The following is a 15,868-nucleotide window of genomic DNA, read 5'->3' on the forward strand; positions in this document are numbered from 1 at the left end:
ATGCGTCGGGAAAAGGGTTTTACCCTGCTGGAGCTGATGGTGGTCATGGCAATCATCGCGACCCTGATGACCATCGCCTTGCCACGTTATTTCAACAGCCTCGAGGCCTCGAAAGAAACCACGCTGCGCCAGAGCCTGTCGGCCATGCGCGAAGCCCTGGATCACTACTACGGCGACACCGGGCGCTATCCCGATTCCCTGGAACAACTGGTGGAGCAGCGCTACTTGCGCAACCCGCCGATGGACCCGATTTCCGAACGCAAGGACCTCTGGGTGCTGGTCGCGCCGCCTGACGGCGTACCGGGCGGGGTCGCCGATATCAAAAGCGGTGCCACAGGGAGGGCGCGTGATGGCAGCCTTTATTCCGAGTGGTAAGCCCGCCGACGAGGCCGGGTTCACGTACCTGGGCGTGCTGTTTCTGATCATGCTGATGGGCATGGGCCTGGCCAGTGCCGGCGAGTTGTGGTCAACCGCCTCGCGCCGTGATCGCGAACGTCAGTTGCTGTGGGTCGGCACGCAATACGCCCAGGCGTTGCGCAGTTATTACCGCAGTTCTCCGGGGCTGGCGCAGTACCCGAAAGAACTTGAAGACCTGTTGCAGGACGAGCGTTTTCCAACGCCTAAACATCACATTCGCCAGCTCTACCCGGACCCGATCGGCGGCGGTGAATGGACGCTGATGCGTGGGTTCGACGGACGCATCACCGGCCTCAGCAGTCCTTCCACGGACCTGCCGCTGAAGCAGTCGGATTTTCCCAGCCAGTGGTCGGACTTCACCGGCATGGCGAGCTACAAGGACTGGCAGTTCGTGGCCGAGAAAGCCTTCCTCGATGGTGCTTCGGGGCCGGTGAAAACCCAGGCCGGATCGCCTCAGGCGGTGTCGCCATGAACCGCCACTGGCTGCCGGCCCTGATCCTCGCATGCGTGGCGACGTTCGCCAGCGCCGGGGAGGAAGACGAGATGCTGGGCTTTATCGTCGATGACACGATCTCGCACATCGGCCACGACTTTTACTACTCGTTCAGTGAACGCCTGCGTGCCACCAGTCCGATGGATTTCAACCTGGTGGTACGCGAACGACCTTCGGCACGCTGGGGCAGCCTGGTGACCGTGGAATATCAGCAGCGACTGGTTTATCGACGCTTCCTGCCGCCGAACACCGTGGAACTCAAGGACGAGGCCTATGACGCCGCCGACTGGGTTCGCGGACAGATTGTCCAGCGCAAGCTGGAAGCCTTGTTGCAGGACACTACGGACCTTGAGAGGGACGAATTATGAAAACGACAACGGTCTCACGGAACCTCGGGCTCTGGTTGATCGGGCTGGGCAGTTGCAGCCTGGTGCAGGCCACGGAGCTGGTTTACACGCCCATCAACCCTTCGTTCGGCGGCAACCCGTTGAACGGCACCTGGTTGCTGAACAACGCCCAGGCACAAAACGACTACGACGATCCTGACCTGAAAAACCGCACGTCTGTGGCCGGGACTTCGGCCCTCGAACGCTTCACCAGCCAGTTGCAGTCGCGGCTGCTGGGGCAGTTGCTGGACAACATCTCCACGGGCAACACCGGGAGCCTGTCCACCGACGCCTTTATCGTCAACGTCGTCGACGACTCCGGTGCACTGACCATTGAAGTGACCGACCGAGCGACCGGTGAAATTTCGGAAATCCAGGTGAATGGCCTCGCCCCTTGACGGGGATCAGGGTTGATGGGGAGAGACGGACATGAAAAAAATAATAGCGCTGGGGCTGATGTTGGCGGCATTGCAAGGGTGCAGTTTGCGCGAGAACGTGGGTGCCGAGCAGGACACCGAATCACCGACCCTGACACCCCGGGCGTCGACCTATTACGACTTGATCAACATGCCACGACCCAAGGGCCGGTTGATGGCGGTGGTGTACGGCTTCCGGGACCAGACCGGGCAGTACAAACCGACCCCGGCCAGTTCGTTTTCGACCAGCGTGACCCAGGGCGCGGCGAGCATGTTGATGGATGCGTTGCAGGCCAGCGGCTGGTTTGTGGTGCTGGAACGTGAAGGGCTGCAAAACCTGCTGACCGAGCGCAAGATCATCCGCGCCTCGCAGAAGAAGCCCAATACGCCGGTGAACATTCAGGGCGAGCTGCCACCGCTGCAAGCGGCGAACATGATGCTCGAAGGCGGGATCATCGCCTACGACACCAATGTGCGCAGTGGCGGGGAAGGGGCGCGCTACCTGGGGATCGATATTTCCCGGGAGTATCGGATAGATCAGGTCACGGTCAACCTGCGGGCGGTGGATGTACGCAGTGGGCAGGTGCTGGCGAATGTGATGACCAGCAAGACGATTTATTCCGTGGGCCGCAGTGCCGGGGTGTTCAAGTTTATCGAGTTCAAGAAGTTGCTTGAGGCTGAGGTCGGGTACACCACGAACGAGCCGGCGCAGTTGTGTGTGTTGTCGGCGATCGAGGCGGCTGTCGGGCACCTGTTGGCCCAGGGGATCGAACGGCGTTTGTGGCAGGTGGCGGGGGATAATTCTTCACCTGACAACAATGCGACGCTGGATCGTTACCTGACCCAGAACAAGGTTGTGCCTGAGGGTGAGGAAGAGTGAACCTAGGCGGCCTTCGGGCCGACCTGGTTCTTGTTGACTGAGTACATATCCATTGCTGCGGTAGCGGCTGCTTATGGTTTCGCTCTTACAGCGACTCACTTTTCCAAACGCCGAAAAGTAAGCAAAAGGCTTCGCCCCAACGTCCGGCCCCTCGCCTGGGCTCGGCGTACCCTCGCTCCGGCATTCATCTGGGGGCATCGCCTCCGGTCGGCTTCGCTTCGACCTCCTCTCGATGTGTGCGGCTTCGCCGCACGGCGCTACGCGCCCACCCCCCAGATGAACGCCTCCACTCGGCCTCCCGACGGGGCGAGCAGATCAAGATCAAAAGCAGGCGAGCTAACGCTCGGCCTAATGAGTGGTGAAAAGCGAAGCGTGTACACCGAACCCCTTGTAGGAGCGAGGCTTGCCCGCGAAGGCGGCCTGACAGCCGACCATTTTCTTTCAGGCATGCACCAAACCTTGTAGGAGCGAGCCTGCTCGCGAAGGCGGCCTGACAGCCGACCATTCTCTTGCAGGTACACCCATTCCACTGTAGGAGCGAGGCTTGCCCGCGAAGGCGGCCTGACAGCCGACCAATCTCTTGCAGGTACCCACATTCCACTGTAGGAGTGAGCCTGCTCGCGATGGCAGCCTGACAGCCGACCAATCTCTTGCAGGTACACCCATTCCACTGTAGGAGCGAGGCTTGCCCGCGAAGGCGGTCTGACAGCCGAACAATCACTTGCAGATGTAGGTCATTCCCTGTGGGAGCGAGCCTGCTCGCGATGGGGGTGTGTCATTCAACATTGATGTCGGCTGATCCAATGCCATCGCGAGCAGGCTCACTCCTACAGGGAATGTGTGCTGATTTGAGGGGTGTGTTTAATTGTGTTTAGCGTTACTTCCTGAAAGCTACAGTTCCTTGCGCCGTTGCCTACGACTGCGCCAGAATCCGCCGGCTTGTGCGCTTTGTGCCTGGTCTTTATCGTTTCCGGGTCGCTGAATTCAGCGGCCGGGTTTAGCGACCTGAACAGGTATAAGCGCAACAACGCTCTATCTTTATTGCAGGCGGATGTCTGCAGTTTCGATATGGTGGCTGTGCGCGGGAGACCCTCGGGTCTGCCGGGTCTTATACCTCTCGGTTCGCTAACCTGCGTACAGCCGCCACCCTTACTTGTTTAGCGACAGGTGCCGGTGGTTCCAATAGGTATAAATGGAGATTCACCATGTTCAAAGCCACACCCAACCCCCCGCACTCCGACGACGTTTCCCCCTACGATCCCCTCGACCCAAAGAAGCTCAACGAAGCCGCCGACCGTGCGCTGGATCACTATCTCAATCCGCTGAAAAGCGCGATCCCGCCACGCAAGCCCAGCACCATTTACCTCATCGCCCCGGATATCGACACTGAAACCCTGTTGGTCAATGCCTGCGAATCCCTGGCTTCAGCCAGTGTCATGGCCAGCGACTTCGCCGGGTTTCTCGAAGGCCCGCAACGCAACACGATGCTGGCCCTTCAGCAAATCATTATGCTGGGCGAGCTGGCGGTGAATCGGGCGCTGGATAACGTCGTTCCGCAGGCGTAAACGCTGAGTTTGGAGCGGGAGGGTTTCTGTGGCGAGGGAGCTTGCTCCCGCTCGGCGGCGAAGCCGTCGTAAAACCAGTGAATGCGGTGTGTCAATGGAGATGCGTTTGCCGGGTTTAGGTCTGCTGCGCAGTCCAGCGGGAGCAAGCTCCCTCGCCACAGTATGAGTTCATCAAGTGGGCCGCGAATCGTTCGAAAGCGGCTTGTCAGGCATCCAATTCGCCTCAGCCTCACACAAAAAAACCGCGCCCCCCCCCGAGGGCCGCGGTTTTTTATGCCTTGCGATTACTGCTGCAACACAGTCGCCCGGTTGTCACTGCCCAACTGCTGAACCGTCGCCATTTGGGTCACGCCGCTCTGATCAACACTGGCCATGTTCCCGGTACCGCCCTGGGTCACGTAGGCGACGTTCATGGTGTCAGCCTGTTTGACGCTGATCATGTTGTCGCTGCCATACAGCTGCGTGGTGAATGCCTGGTTGCCCGTGCCGGACTGGTCGAACTCGGTGGTGTTGCCGGTGCCGTTGGTGGTGCCCTGGGCCAGGTTGGTGGTGCCGCGCTGGTCGGCGATCAGGATGTTGTCGCTGCCGTTCTGGTCGAAGTACAGCTCGTTATAGGAGTCGGCCTGGCTGATGGTGGTTTTGTTGCCTGTGCCGGTCTGGTTGGTGGTCATGATGTGGCCGACGCCATCCTGGTTGAAGCTGGCGATGTTGCCATTGCCGGCCTGGGTGACGGTCGCACGCTGGTTGCTGCCGAATTGGCCGCCCAGTTGCGGGCCTTTCCAGTTGCTGGCGTAGACCTTGTTTTCGGTACCCACGGAGGTGGCGTTCAGCACATGGCTGTCGCCGCTCTGGTAGGTGAAGTGCACGTTGCCGGTGCCTTGCTGGTACAGCGCGAGCACCGAGCCGACGGAGTCGAACTGGTCGGCGTAGATGGCGTTGACGTCGCCAACTTGCAGGACCTGGGCGTTGTTGTTTTGGCCGAAGCTTTGGTCGACCACGGTTTCGTTGGTTTGTCCGTACTGGTTGACGGTGGCTTGACTATTAGCGGTTTGCCCGCCTTGCCAGACTTCACTGCCGTTGAAGTCGCCGAACTGGTTGATCGTGATGACGCCGCCGTTGCCGTCGCGTTGGTCGCCATAGGCATAGTTGCCTTCGCCGGCCTGGTTGATGCCGATCTCGCCGCCCATGTGCGCGATCTGCTCAGTGGTGCCGTAGTTGGCGGTGCCGTACTGGATGATCGTCGCGTTGTTGGCGATGCCCAGTTGAATCTGCTCGATATTGGCCTCGTTGGCGTCACCGAACTGGAAGGTCTGGCCTTTGGTGGCTTCCTGGCTGTCCTGATAGAGGAACGAGAAATTGCCGCTGCCCGTCTGTTGTTGCAGCGCCTGGTTTTCGCCCATGCCGATCGATTGACTGGCATGGCTGATGTTGAGACTGCCGACCTGTTGCTGGACGATGGTGCTGCCGTTCTCGAACAGTTGCTCAGCGTAACCGGCGTTGAAGTCGCCGGCCTGATCCTGGGTGATGGTGCCGGTGGCGGTGTCTTGCACCGCCATGGCATCGTTACCCTCGCCGAGTTGCTGTTGGGCTGCGGTACTGAACGGGGCCGCGGTCTGTTTCACTTCGGCAATGTTGGCGGTGCCGACCTGGGACTGGTTGGAAACGCTGTCGTCGGCCATTGCCTGGGCACTGACAATGACCAGGATGGCAGCGGTGAGGGGCGTCAGTTTGAACATGATGAAACCTCCAAGTGGTGCAGTGCTTTAGCGATATTGTTTGACCGAAACGCTCATGCCATTTCCCGACTGGGTCACGGCGCTTGAAAGTCCCGTACCGGCCTGGTCGATGCTGGCGTCGTTGTTATTGCCGTTCTGCGAAATCTGCGCGCGGTTGTGGCTGCCGTTTTGCGTGATTGAGGCGGCGTTGCCGGAACCTTGCTGGGTAATCAATGCCATGAGGTCGCTGCCTTGTTGCAGGATCCAGGCTTCCTGGTTACTGCCCGACTGGACGATGGTGCCGAGCAACGACTGGCCGTTCTGTTGCACCAGCGCCACGTTGGCCTGGCCGTTCTGGTCGATCAGCGCGTGCTGGCCAACCGGTGGAGGCAACTCGCCGAGGTCGGCGGAGGGTGCCAGGTCGTCGTTCTCCATCAAATCGTCGGCACGCGCGCCTGCACTGCTGCAAAGCAGAAGCAGGCAGAGCAGGGCGGCGGTCGGCGTTTTCATGGCGCTGTCCTGTGGGAAGAGGCCGGCCCCACCCACCGAATCGGCGGGTGGGGCGAGGGCTCAGTTGGAGATGACCGTCACGGTACGCACGGTGCCTTGGGACGAGGTGATGGTGGCTGTCGGGTTCGCCGACGGAATCACCGTGGTGCTGTTGCTCACCGTCAACCGCCAGCGACCGGTCACCGGCACCGTGGTGGTGCCTAGAGTTGCCAGCCCTGTCGGGGTGCTGACCTTGACGGTGATGACGTTGCCGGTAATCACCGATGAGGTACCTGCAAAGTCCCAGGTAAAGCGGTTGTTGGAGCGCGCCGACACCGTGGCCGTGGTGACCGTGAAGGTTTCCGCAGCAGGCCGTGGCGAGACTTGCACCGTGACGGTAGCGGGAGCCGACAGGGCGCCGAAGCTGTCCCGGGCGACGTAGGTGAAGGTTGTGGTGAAGGCCGTAGTGACCGTCGCTGGTGGGGTGTAGGTGATGACGGTGCCATCGGTGCTGACGCTGCCGCGATTGAGTGCCGGTTGGGTCAGGCTGGCGACGGCGAGCGGCACGTTGCCTTCCGGATCGGTGTCGTTGGCCAGCACGTTGATCGGTATCGCCACGCCGAGGGTCGCGATGCTGTCGGCGACGGCCACCGGAGACTGGTTCGGCGCCACGGTGATGGTCACGGTCGCCGGAGCGGTCGAGGCCAGGCCTTTGACGTCTTGAGCCTTGTAGGTGAAGGTCGCTGTCAGCGGTGCATTGACCACGGCTGGCGGGGTGTAGACCACCGAAGTCGTGCCGCTCAATGCCACGGTGCCTTGCCCGGCAGCCGGTGGGGTCAGCGCGGTGATGCTCAGCGGCGTGTTGCCATCGGGATCACTGTCGTTGGCCAGCAGGTTGAGGGTCAGCGGCACGCCGAAGCTGGTGCTGCCAGTGTCGGCGACCGAGAGCGGCGCCTGGTTCTCACCGGTATCCGGAGCCGTCCCGACCACCACGACTGGTTCGGTGTCACTGCCGCCAGCAGCGGATTTGACGGTGACGGTAGCCGGTGGCTGAGTCAGGTCTGCAATGGTCAGTCGTTGCAGGGTGCCGGATTTCGACAGACGTCCGTAACCTTGCGCAACCATGTCCGGCACGGCCACTTCATCCGTGGAGGTGGCCTCGATCAGCAGGCTGTGATCGCTCCAGTTGTAGCGAGCGGTCTGGATTTTCACCAGGTCAGTGACCTTGCTCGATACCGCCGTCGGCCGGGTGGTGCCCGACGGATTGGTGGCGGTGACGACCACGATCGAAGGCAGCGTGCCGCTGGCCAGGTGCTGACCGAAGAACCCGCCGTTGTTGTCGCCCAACAGGTTGGTCTGGCATGGCGAAAGTGGCGGACCCGGCACCAGAGCGATGGTTTCGCGAAAGCACAGGGTCGAACTGTTGTCTGATTTGGCAAAGACTTCGACCCGGGTGCTGGTGCCTGTACCCGAAGTGGTGCGCCGGTAAGTAGCGCGATCAACTTCCACGGGGGTTTGCGCACGGCTGTCCAGGACTTTACCGGACAAGTTGAACAAGTTGGTTTGAATGGTCCCGGCCGGACCTGTGATGCGGACGAAGTTGGTGTCATTGGGACTGCCGGTGACCTGTTCGGTGAGGTTCGGGTCGCCAACGTAGGTTTCGATGGCGCCGGTGTCCGGGTTCACCTCGGTATAAGGACCGTTGACGCTGCGCAGGAACGGCCCGATGTTGCCATTCAGCGTGCCGCTGAAATTTCCAGGCGCACCGATGCCGATGTCCCGGGTGATGTTGATGGCACGACGGCCAGGCGTGGTGACGTTGACCGTTTCGACCCCGTAAGGGTGAGTGATGGTGTACACCCCGGCAGTGGGCACCGAGACCCGAACGCGAATCCGCGCGAAGGCCACTTGATCGCCATCGAGCGGATTGCCGCCACCGAATGCAGCCTCGATCCCGGCGACGTAGGCATCCAGTTCATAGCCGCTGTTGCCAATTTGCGGGATCGCAGTCTCAGCCAGGAACCAGAACGCTTCCGGCGGCCAGTTGTCGGGGAAGATCATTGGCTGGGCATCGTCGTAAATGCCCGGCTCAGCCAGCAGGATGCACATGTAGGCCGGCGGCACAGTGGTCCCTACCCGTGAGCTCACTGCCCGGGACTGGCACAGTTCCATCGAGAGTAAATTGTTGTCCTGATACCACATCGGGAATTTCCCGGTGGCGAAGGTATAAGGGCCGGGGTCGACAGCCGCGAGTTGCGCGAATGCACTGCCGGACAGCGATAGAGTCAGTCCCAGGGCGTTGAGCGCCAGGCGTGGCCAATTGTTCATGATGCCTCCTGATGAGGATCTGCGCATGTGAGCGTTCATTGCACGATGACCACTTCTTCGATGTCGCTGCCGCCATTGGATGACGTCACTCGAACCTTGGCGGGTGGAATCGGCGAGATGCCGGTCGCCAGGGATTTCACTGCGCCATCGCCACTCAGGGCGCCAATGGCGGCACCGCTGGCGGAGGTGGCGGTGAGCACTGGCGGCGAGGTTTCATCGCTGGTCGAGGCCACGAGCGTCAATTGCCCGGAGCTCAGGCTGTACTCGGCACGCTGGATCACCACCAGGTCGGTCAGGGGCATGGACAAGGTGGTCGGCGTGCTGCTGGGGATGGCCAGGTGATTGTCGGCCGTCACTTGCAGAGTGCTCGGCAACGTCGGGTTGTTCGAGGACTGCGCATACCAGTTTCCGGTGGTGTCAGCCTCGGTCAGGTGCAGCGCCGGGTTGTTGCTGTCCAGGGTCACAGTGGCTGGTGGCGGCGGGGCCATGACGAACACGTCTTGTTGGGCCACCGGGGCGCTTTCACCGGCCTTGCGCGAGTAGGTACTGCGCTGGGTGATCATCGGAGTCGGACGGACCACCGTCGATAACTTGCCGGAGATGGCCATTACCGTGGTGCGCAAGTCCAGTCCGTTCGGACCTTCGATGCGGATGTAGTTGGTATTGAAAGGGCTGCCGGTGAAGGCTTCCGAAAGGTTCGGGTCGCCGACGAATTGCTCCGCAGCACCGGTCACCGGATTGGTTTCGGTGTAAGGGCCGTTGACACTGCGCAGGAACGGTCCGATGTCACCCTTGAGAGCGCCGTCGTAGGTTTTCGGTGAGCCGATGCCGATGTCCCGGGTCATGTTGATCGCCCGCCGCCCGGGGGTGTCGACGTTGAATACATCGACGCCGTAGGGGTGGGTGATCACGTAGGTGCCAGCGGTGGGCACGTCCACCCGGATGCGGATGCGCGCAAAGCTGATTTGATCACCTTCGACCGGGTCGCCGCCGCTGAAGGCCGCTTCGATGGCACTGACGTAGGTCAGGTCGATGCCCCGGGCGGCATCGACAATGGCGCCGTCGCCTGTGAACCAGAATGCTTCGTCGGGGAAGTTGGTCGGAAAGACGACCGGTTGCGCATCATCAAAAACCCCGGGAGTCGGCAGCAAGTTGCACATGTACGACTGTGCACCGGGAGCGCCGGGGACTCGCGAACTGACGGCCTTGGACAGGCACAGATCGAGGGTTCGACCATGGGTGTCCTGATACCAGGCGGCGAACGAGCCGTTGGCTGGCACATAGGGACCGGGGTCGACCGCAAACAGCGCTGCCTGGGCAACACTTTGGGCGAGAGCGCTGACAACCAGGGCGGCCGCCGTTTTGGACAGTAAAGGGTGCATGAGTATTCCCTCTATCAGAGTACCTGCCCCGTAGGGATGGGTCAGTTGGGAGGGCTTCGGCAACTTCCATACCAATCTTTCAAAACGGCCGGTAGAGGCCCGCAGTGAAGGCGTGGAGCGCGCAAACGGTTTCGCGGGGGCGAGGGCGTAAGCGGGCGACTGTCCCCAGCATTGGGGGTAGGTGGGGGCAGTGGGGTATGTGGGGAATTGGGTGGGGGGGACAAAACCCGATGTCGGGCAAAGACCGGACAGTGGGCTATAACCCTATAGGGAGTTTCCGGGAACAACGTCCATGACCAGTCAGACCACCACCCTCCTGAAAGAAGAGGGCGATATCCGCCTGAGCTCGCGCAAACAGCCGTTCAATCTGCTGCGCTGGTTCTCGCTGATCAGCATGGCCGTGATCGGCACGGTGGCCGTGGCGCTGGGCGCGGTGTCGACGCGGTTCGTGATTACCGAAAGCGTGCAGCGCGATGCCTTGCTCACCTCCCAGTTCATTCAAGCGATTGCCTCCGCCGAGGTGCGCCATGTCTCGATCCCCAACGTGCGAACCATGGGCGAGCTGCTGGACCCGCGCAAGGACAGGGACTTTCCTGACGTCGACCCGATGGCCCGCGCCAGCGCCCGTGGTGAATTCCTCGACCATATCCAGCATTTGCCAGACGTGATTCTGGCGAACATTTATGCCCCTGACCGCATGGTGATCTGGTCCACCAACCCGGCACTGATGGGCACCACGATCCATGCCGACGAAGACCTGGACCAGGCCTTCGCTTCCAAGACTCCAGTGTCGGCCAGTTATCACAACGTCGACAAAAGCCGCATGGAGCAGAAGTTCATCACGCCCCCGGACTACATCTTCATAGAGAATTACATCCCGCTGTTCGATGCCGATGGCAATACCGTCACGGCGATGGTCGAGATCTACAAGGAACCCAGGGACCTGATCGATCGCATGGAGCGCGGCCTGGTACTGATCTGGCTGGCCACGGCCCTGGGCGGCGGACTGATTTATCTCGGGTTGTACTGGATCGTGCGCCGGGCAGCCATTTTGCTGGCAGTGCAACAAAAACAACTGATTACCAACGAAACCTTCGTGGCGCTCGGGGAGATGTCCTCGGCGGTGGCCCACAGCCTGCGCAACCCATTGGCGACCATACGCTCCAGCGCCGAACTGGCCCTGGAGTTCGACACTGGCCTGGCCCACAAGAACATCAACGACATCATCGGTCAGGTGGATCGCATGTCGAAGTGGGTCAGGGAATTGCTGCAGTCCTTACGCCCGCTCAATGATGACGCCGAGCCGGTGAACCTGGTGGCGGCCCTGCATGACAGCCTCATGGCCTTCGAGCATCAGATTGCCAAGGCCGGTGTGCAGGTGGTGTTCGAGCCGCAGGAGACGCCGATGGTGTTGAGCCAGCAGGTGCAACTCACGCAGATCCTCAACAGTTTGCTGGCCAATGCCGTGGAAGCGATGGACAGGGGCGGCACACTGAGCATCACCCTGGAGTCGACCGACACCCGGGGAATTTGCGTTGTCGTGAGCGACACCGGCAAGGGCATGAACGAAGAACAGCGCAGGATGGCGTTCCGGCCTTTCTTTACCACCAAGCAAGGCGGGCTGGGTGTCGGGCTGGTGCTGGTAAAGCGGATCATGGAACGTTTTGGCGGCGCGGTAAACCTGGGCAGCCGTGAGGGCGAGGGCACGAGTGTCCGCTTGTCGTTCAAGCGGATTCCCTGAAATCGGGTATGAACTTTCCCCGCTAGCGGGTGTCTGGACCCAGTCGTTTTCCCCGGTCGCGGCACATTGATATTGATAAGCCATTGTTTTCTTGAGTGTTAATGCTTTTGTATAAAACTGTTACAAATCTGGCGAGGTCCTTGCAAAACCACCACTACCCCCTTCAAGACTTCGAGGCGGCTGGTGATGGACAGAAACGCGCGGTACCCCTTCAAGTGGTTCGGCCTGCTGACGCCGTTGAGCGTCCTCCTGACAATGACGCTCGGCACAGCGAACCTGCGTGCCAGCCCGATCGATGACGAGCGACAGCCAGAACCTACCGATCCTTCGGCTTACTACGACGAACCGGCTGATGAAGCCGCCGCGCTCAACGCCATCTTGACCATGCCCGAGGCCAACGAAGACTCCTTCGATTTGCCCGATGGCGTCAAAGGCAGCCGAGACACCACGCGCCAGGAAAACGTCCTGCCGCCGACGGTGCAAACCAGTTTCAACTACCCCACCAATGGCAAGCCGAGCCCGCTGTTCGGCGCTCAGCCGTTCACTCAGCAGATGGTGTTGTTCGAGGAGTTCGGTCCGGAAAAACTCGACCCCACTACACCGGCGGCGCCGTTGGGCTTTCCACCGGCTACCGTTGGCCCGCTGCCACAACAGGACCCCACCAACGCGGCCCGCAGTGCGCCACCGAGCGCGGCACTCGATGCCTTTATGCGTCAACCGGGGCTGACGCCGTTCCCCAGCCAGTACTCCAACGTGGTGGACCGCAACCCGTGGCAGGCGCAGATCGAAGTCTTCCTCAACCGCCATATCGGCTCGTCAGCCGAAGGCCGTCCGCCAGGAAAAGGCTGGTCGCATCAACGATGGAACGAGTTCTACCCGCAAATGGCCTATAAAACCGTGCAAACCGGGGCGAGGCTCAACAGCGGCTGGCGTGACAGTCATCAGATGCACGGCTATGCGCTGGGTGAGTTTGGCCCCGGTGGCCTTTATCACAACGTCGCCGGCGTGCCAGCCACGGCGGGCACCGCCAAAGGCGTCGATGCGCGTTTCCACCCGAGCATGCCAGTGCAGAACCACAACTCGGTCTGGACCTTTGACGGCACGTTACCGCCCAAGTTGCTGATGGTGCGTTACGGTCAGCCGGTGCTGATGCGTCATTACAACGGCTTGCCGATCGACCCTGCCGCCAACATGGGGTTCGGTCTGCACACCATCAGTACTCACGAGCACAACGGTCACGCACCGGCGGAAAGCGATGGCTATGCCAACGCCTTTTTCTTCCCGGGGCAGTATTACGACTATCGCTGGCCGATCCAGTTGGCCGGCTACGACAGCATCAACACCGACGCCCATGATCCGCGCGCGGCGTTCCCTTGCTCGCCGGGGGAAACCCTGTGGACCAACGACATCAGCCCCAGCCGCAAGACCTGCGACCACGGCACGATCAAGATCCGCGGCGACTGGCGCGAAACCATGAGCACCCACTGGTTCCACGACCACATGCTCGATTTCACCGCGCAGAACGTCTACAAGGGCAACGCGGCGATGATGAATTACTACAGCGCCCTGGACCGTGGCAACGAATCGGTTAACGACGGTGTCAACCTGCGTTTCCCCAGCGGCAGCGCCTTGCCGTGGGGCAACCGTGACTACGACGTCAACCTGGTGTTCGCCGACAAGGCCTGGGATCAGGCCGGCCAGTTGTGGTTCAACCCGTTCAACACCGACGGCTTCCTCGGTGATCAGGTGCTGGTCAACTGGCAGTGGAAACCGACCCTGGATGTACGCGCCCGCAGCTACCGGTTCCGCATCCTCAACGGCTCGGTGTCGCGTTACTTCAAGTTCGCCATTGTCCGCGAGGTCAAGGGCAGCAGCGGCGAGTTCCCCGGCCCGAAAAACTCCGGCGTGTCCTATGCCCGCGTGCCGTTTCACCTGATTGCCAACGACGGCAACATCATGGAACACAGCGTGCCGTTCGACGGCACCCTGGACCTGGATGCCGACGGTGATAAACAGAATCACAACGCGATCCTGCCGACCCAGGGCATCGCCGAGCGCTTCGACATCATCGTCAACTTCGCGAAAAACGGCATCAAGCCCGGCGACAAACTGTTCGTGGTCAACCTGCTGGTGCACGACGACGGCAAGGGCCCGAAAGAACCCGTGCCATTGGCCGATGTGCTGTCGGAGAAATACCTTGCGGTGATCAAGCAATCGAGCAAGGGCCCGCAGTGGGACAAGGGTGACCCGGGCGTGGGCAAGGTCTTGCAACTGAACGTCAAGGCCTACACCGGTCAGGACCTGGCCATGGACCCGGCAGCCTACGAACCGGCCAAACCGGGCAAGGCCGAAGGCCTGGTGATGATCCCGCTGAAAATCCACCGCGACAATGCGACCGACAAGGTCCTGCTGTCCCAGGCGCGCCACCGCACCTTCACCTTCGGACGTTCCGACGGCACCGATGAAGCGCCGTGGACGGTCAAGACCGATGGCGGTTTCGGCTTCCACATGGACCCGCGTCGCTTGAATACGGCGACCCAGTTGAAAACCGGTCCAACCGATGCCGGCGTCAGTGGCTTCGGCACCCTGGAAGTGTGGAACATCAAGGCCGGCGGCAAGGGCTGGAGTCACCCGGTTCACGTGCATTTCGAGGAGGGGATCATTCTCAGCCGCGGCGGCAAGGCGCCACCGGAATGGGAAAAATGGGCACGCAAGGACGTGTACCGCATCGGCTCGGAAAACGACGGCCTGGACAGCGTCGAGGTGGCGATCAACTTCCGCGAATTTGCCGGGACGTACATGGAGCACTGTCACAACACTCAGCACGAAGACAACTCGATGCTGCTGCGCTGGGACATTGAGAAACCCGGGCAATTCCAGTTGATGCCGACACCGTTGCCGAGCTGGGATGGCGTGCGCTATGTCAACTCCGCTGCGCTGCCAACCTTCCGCAATGGCGACGGCTTCGGCCCACAAGTGGCGGTGAAAAAATGAAGCGCAGGCGCGCCGACACACCGGCGCATACGCCGCGCTCCCGCGCCTTGGGCATGCACCTGATTCTGGTCCTGGTGACCTGTCTGTTGGCGGCTCGGGTGCTGCTCGCTCATGACGGGATACTGTCGCCGAGGGAATCGGCGACGCCCTGGGGTGGCGAATACTTCCCCAACACCCTGCTGACCGATCAGGACGGTCGGCAGGTGCGTTTCTTCGATGACTTGATCAAGGACAAAGTGGTGGTGATCAACTTCATCTTCACCTCTTGCAGTGATTCCTGTCCGCTGGAAACCGCACGCCTGCGTCAGGTGCAAAAGTTGCTGGGCGACCGGGTCGGCCAGGACATCTTCTTCTATTCCATCAGCATCGACCCGCTCAGCGACACCCCCGAGGTGCTCAAGGCTTACGCACAACGCTTCAAGGTCGGGCCGGGCTGGACGTTTCTGACCGGTGAATTCGAAGCGGTCACCGACCTGCGAAAAAAACTCGGGCTGTTCATCGAGGGCGTCGACAACGGACGCAGCAAAGACCACAACCTGAGCCTGATCGTCGGCAACCAGGGCACCGGCCGCTGGATGAAAGCCTCGCCGTTCGAGAACCCGTGGATTCTCGCCGACCAGTTGGCCAACACCTTGCAGAACTGGAAGAAACCCAGCATTGAGCAAAGTTACGCCGATGCGCCCGAGATTCGCCCGCCGAGCAATGGCGAAGAACTGTTTCGCACCCGATGCGCGTCGTGCCACAGCCTGGGTCCGCTGGACGGGCAGGGCATCGGCATGCGCAGCATCGGCCCGGACCTGGTCGGCGTGACGCGCCAACGGGATCTGGCCTGGCTCAACCGTTGGATTCGCGAACCGGACCGCATGCTCGCTGAAAAGGACCCGCTCGCGCTGGCACTGTTTGAACGCTTCGACAAAATCCCGATGCCTAATCTGCGTCTGGATGAGAATGCTGCGCAGTCAATTCTGGGTTTTTTGCAGGAAGAAACCGATCGCCAGCAACCGCTACAAGCGGCGCAGGTGCCATAGCGGCGAAATACTATCAGTGAAGCCGTCGACCACG

The 15,868-nt window shown here is 61.2% G+C and carries 13 protein-coding genes; 9 read left to right on the forward strand and 4 right to left on the reverse strand.

All coding sequences use genetic code 11. The features are described from left to right. From BLU63_RS23530 to BLU63_RS23560, 6 genes are all read left to right on the forward strand, one after another. Nucleotides 1-375 carry a type II secretion system protein gene (locus tag BLU63_RS23530; RefSeq protein ID WP_042932745.1) on the forward strand — a complete coding sequence of 125 codons (375 nt, stop codon included), beginning with the start codon at nucleotides 1-3 and terminating at the stop codon, nucleotides 373-375. Further along, nucleotides 350-889 (forward strand): type II secretion system protein, encoded by a 540-nt coding sequence (locus BLU63_RS23535; protein WP_010455681.1) that lies wholly within the window; start codon nucleotides 350-352, stop codon nucleotides 887-889. Before BLU63_RS23530 ends, BLU63_RS23535 begins: the two co-directional genes overlap by 26 nt. Beyond that, nucleotides 886-1,278: a curli production assembly/transport protein CsgE gene (csgE, locus tag BLU63_RS23540; protein WP_077750410.1), complete on the forward strand. Its 393-nt coding sequence runs from the start codon at nucleotides 886-888 to the stop codon at nucleotides 1,276-1,278. Before BLU63_RS23535 ends, csgE begins: the two co-directional genes overlap by 4 nt. Then, the gene (locus BLU63_RS23545; RefSeq protein ID WP_010455676.1) at nucleotides 1,275-1,694 is read left to right on the forward strand and encodes a curli assembly protein CsgF; all 420 of its coding nucleotides are present in this window, start codon (nucleotides 1,275-1,277) and stop codon (nucleotides 1,692-1,694) included. The genes csgE and BLU63_RS23545 overlap by 4 nt, the downstream gene beginning before the upstream one ends. 31 nt (nucleotides 1,695-1,725) lie before the next feature. Further along, a complete protein-coding gene (locus BLU63_RS23550; protein ID WP_010455674.1) occupies nucleotides 1,726-2,592 on the forward strand; it encodes a CsgG/HfaB family protein in 867 nt (288 codons plus the stop codon). Between the two features lie 1,205 nt (nucleotides 2,593-3,797). Continuing rightward, nucleotides 3,798-4,157, forward strand: a complete 360-nt coding sequence (locus tag BLU63_RS23560) for a DUF6124 family protein (protein WP_010455672.1) — start codon at nucleotides 3,798-3,800, stop codon at nucleotides 4,155-4,157. A gap of 284 nt (nucleotides 4,158-4,441) precedes the next feature. Here BLU63_RS23560 and BLU63_RS23565 read toward each other — a convergent pair whose 3' ends face one another. Genes BLU63_RS23565 through BLU63_RS23580 form a run of 4 tightly spaced genes read right to left on the reverse strand, consistent with a single transcriptional unit; the run spans nucleotide 4,442 to nucleotide 10,071 of the window. Continuing rightward, nucleotides 4,442-5,893: a curlin gene (locus BLU63_RS23565; protein WP_010455670.1), complete on the reverse strand. Its 1,452-nt coding sequence runs from the start codon at nucleotides 5,891-5,893 to the stop codon at nucleotides 4,442-4,444. 27 nt (nucleotides 5,894-5,920) lie between these two features. Then, nucleotides 5,921-6,382: a curlin gene (locus BLU63_RS23570; RefSeq protein WP_077750527.1), complete on the reverse strand. Its 462-nt coding sequence runs from the start codon at nucleotides 6,380-6,382 to the stop codon at nucleotides 5,921-5,923. Between the two features lie 60 nt (nucleotides 6,383-6,442). After that, entirely contained in the window at nucleotides 6,443-8,689 is a 2,247-nt protein-coding gene (locus tag BLU63_RS23575) for an Ig-like domain-containing protein (protein WP_010455667.1), read from the reverse strand. A 35-nt stretch (nucleotides 8,690-8,724) separates the two neighbouring features. Further along, nucleotides 8,725-10,071 (reverse strand): hypothetical protein, encoded by a 1,347-nt coding sequence (locus tag BLU63_RS23580; RefSeq protein ID WP_083376373.1) that lies wholly within the window; start codon nucleotides 10,069-10,071, stop codon nucleotides 8,725-8,727. A gap of 292 nt (nucleotides 10,072-10,363) precedes the next feature. Here BLU63_RS23580 and BLU63_RS23585 point away from each other — a divergent pair, with 292 nt between their 5' ends. The 3 genes from BLU63_RS23585 (at nucleotide 10,364) to BLU63_RS23595 (ending at nucleotide 15,834) form a co-directional block, all read left to right on the forward strand. Beyond that, the gene (locus BLU63_RS23585) at nucleotides 10,364-11,812 is read left to right on the forward strand and encodes a sensor histidine kinase (RefSeq protein ID WP_083376374.1); all 1,449 of its coding nucleotides are present in this window, start codon (nucleotides 10,364-10,366) and stop codon (nucleotides 11,810-11,812) included. A gap of 186 nt (nucleotides 11,813-11,998) precedes the next feature. Next, complete coding sequence (locus BLU63_RS23590; RefSeq protein ID WP_083376375.1) at nucleotides 11,999-14,806, forward strand: multicopper oxidase domain-containing protein; 2,808 nt, start codon at nucleotides 11,999-12,001, stop codon at nucleotides 14,804-14,806. Continuing rightward, nucleotides 14,803-15,834 (forward strand): SCO family protein, encoded by a 1,032-nt coding sequence (locus BLU63_RS23595; RefSeq protein ID WP_083376376.1) that lies wholly within the window; start codon nucleotides 14,803-14,805, stop codon nucleotides 15,832-15,834. Before BLU63_RS23590 ends, BLU63_RS23595 begins: the two co-directional genes overlap by 4 nt. The last annotated feature ends 34 nt before the right edge of the window (nucleotides 15,835-15,868 follow it).

It is taken from the genome of Pseudomonas mandelii, assembly GCF_900106065.1.
Lineage (GTDB): Bacteria > Pseudomonadota > Gammaproteobacteria > Pseudomonadales > Pseudomonadaceae > Aquipseudomonas > Aquipseudomonas mandelii.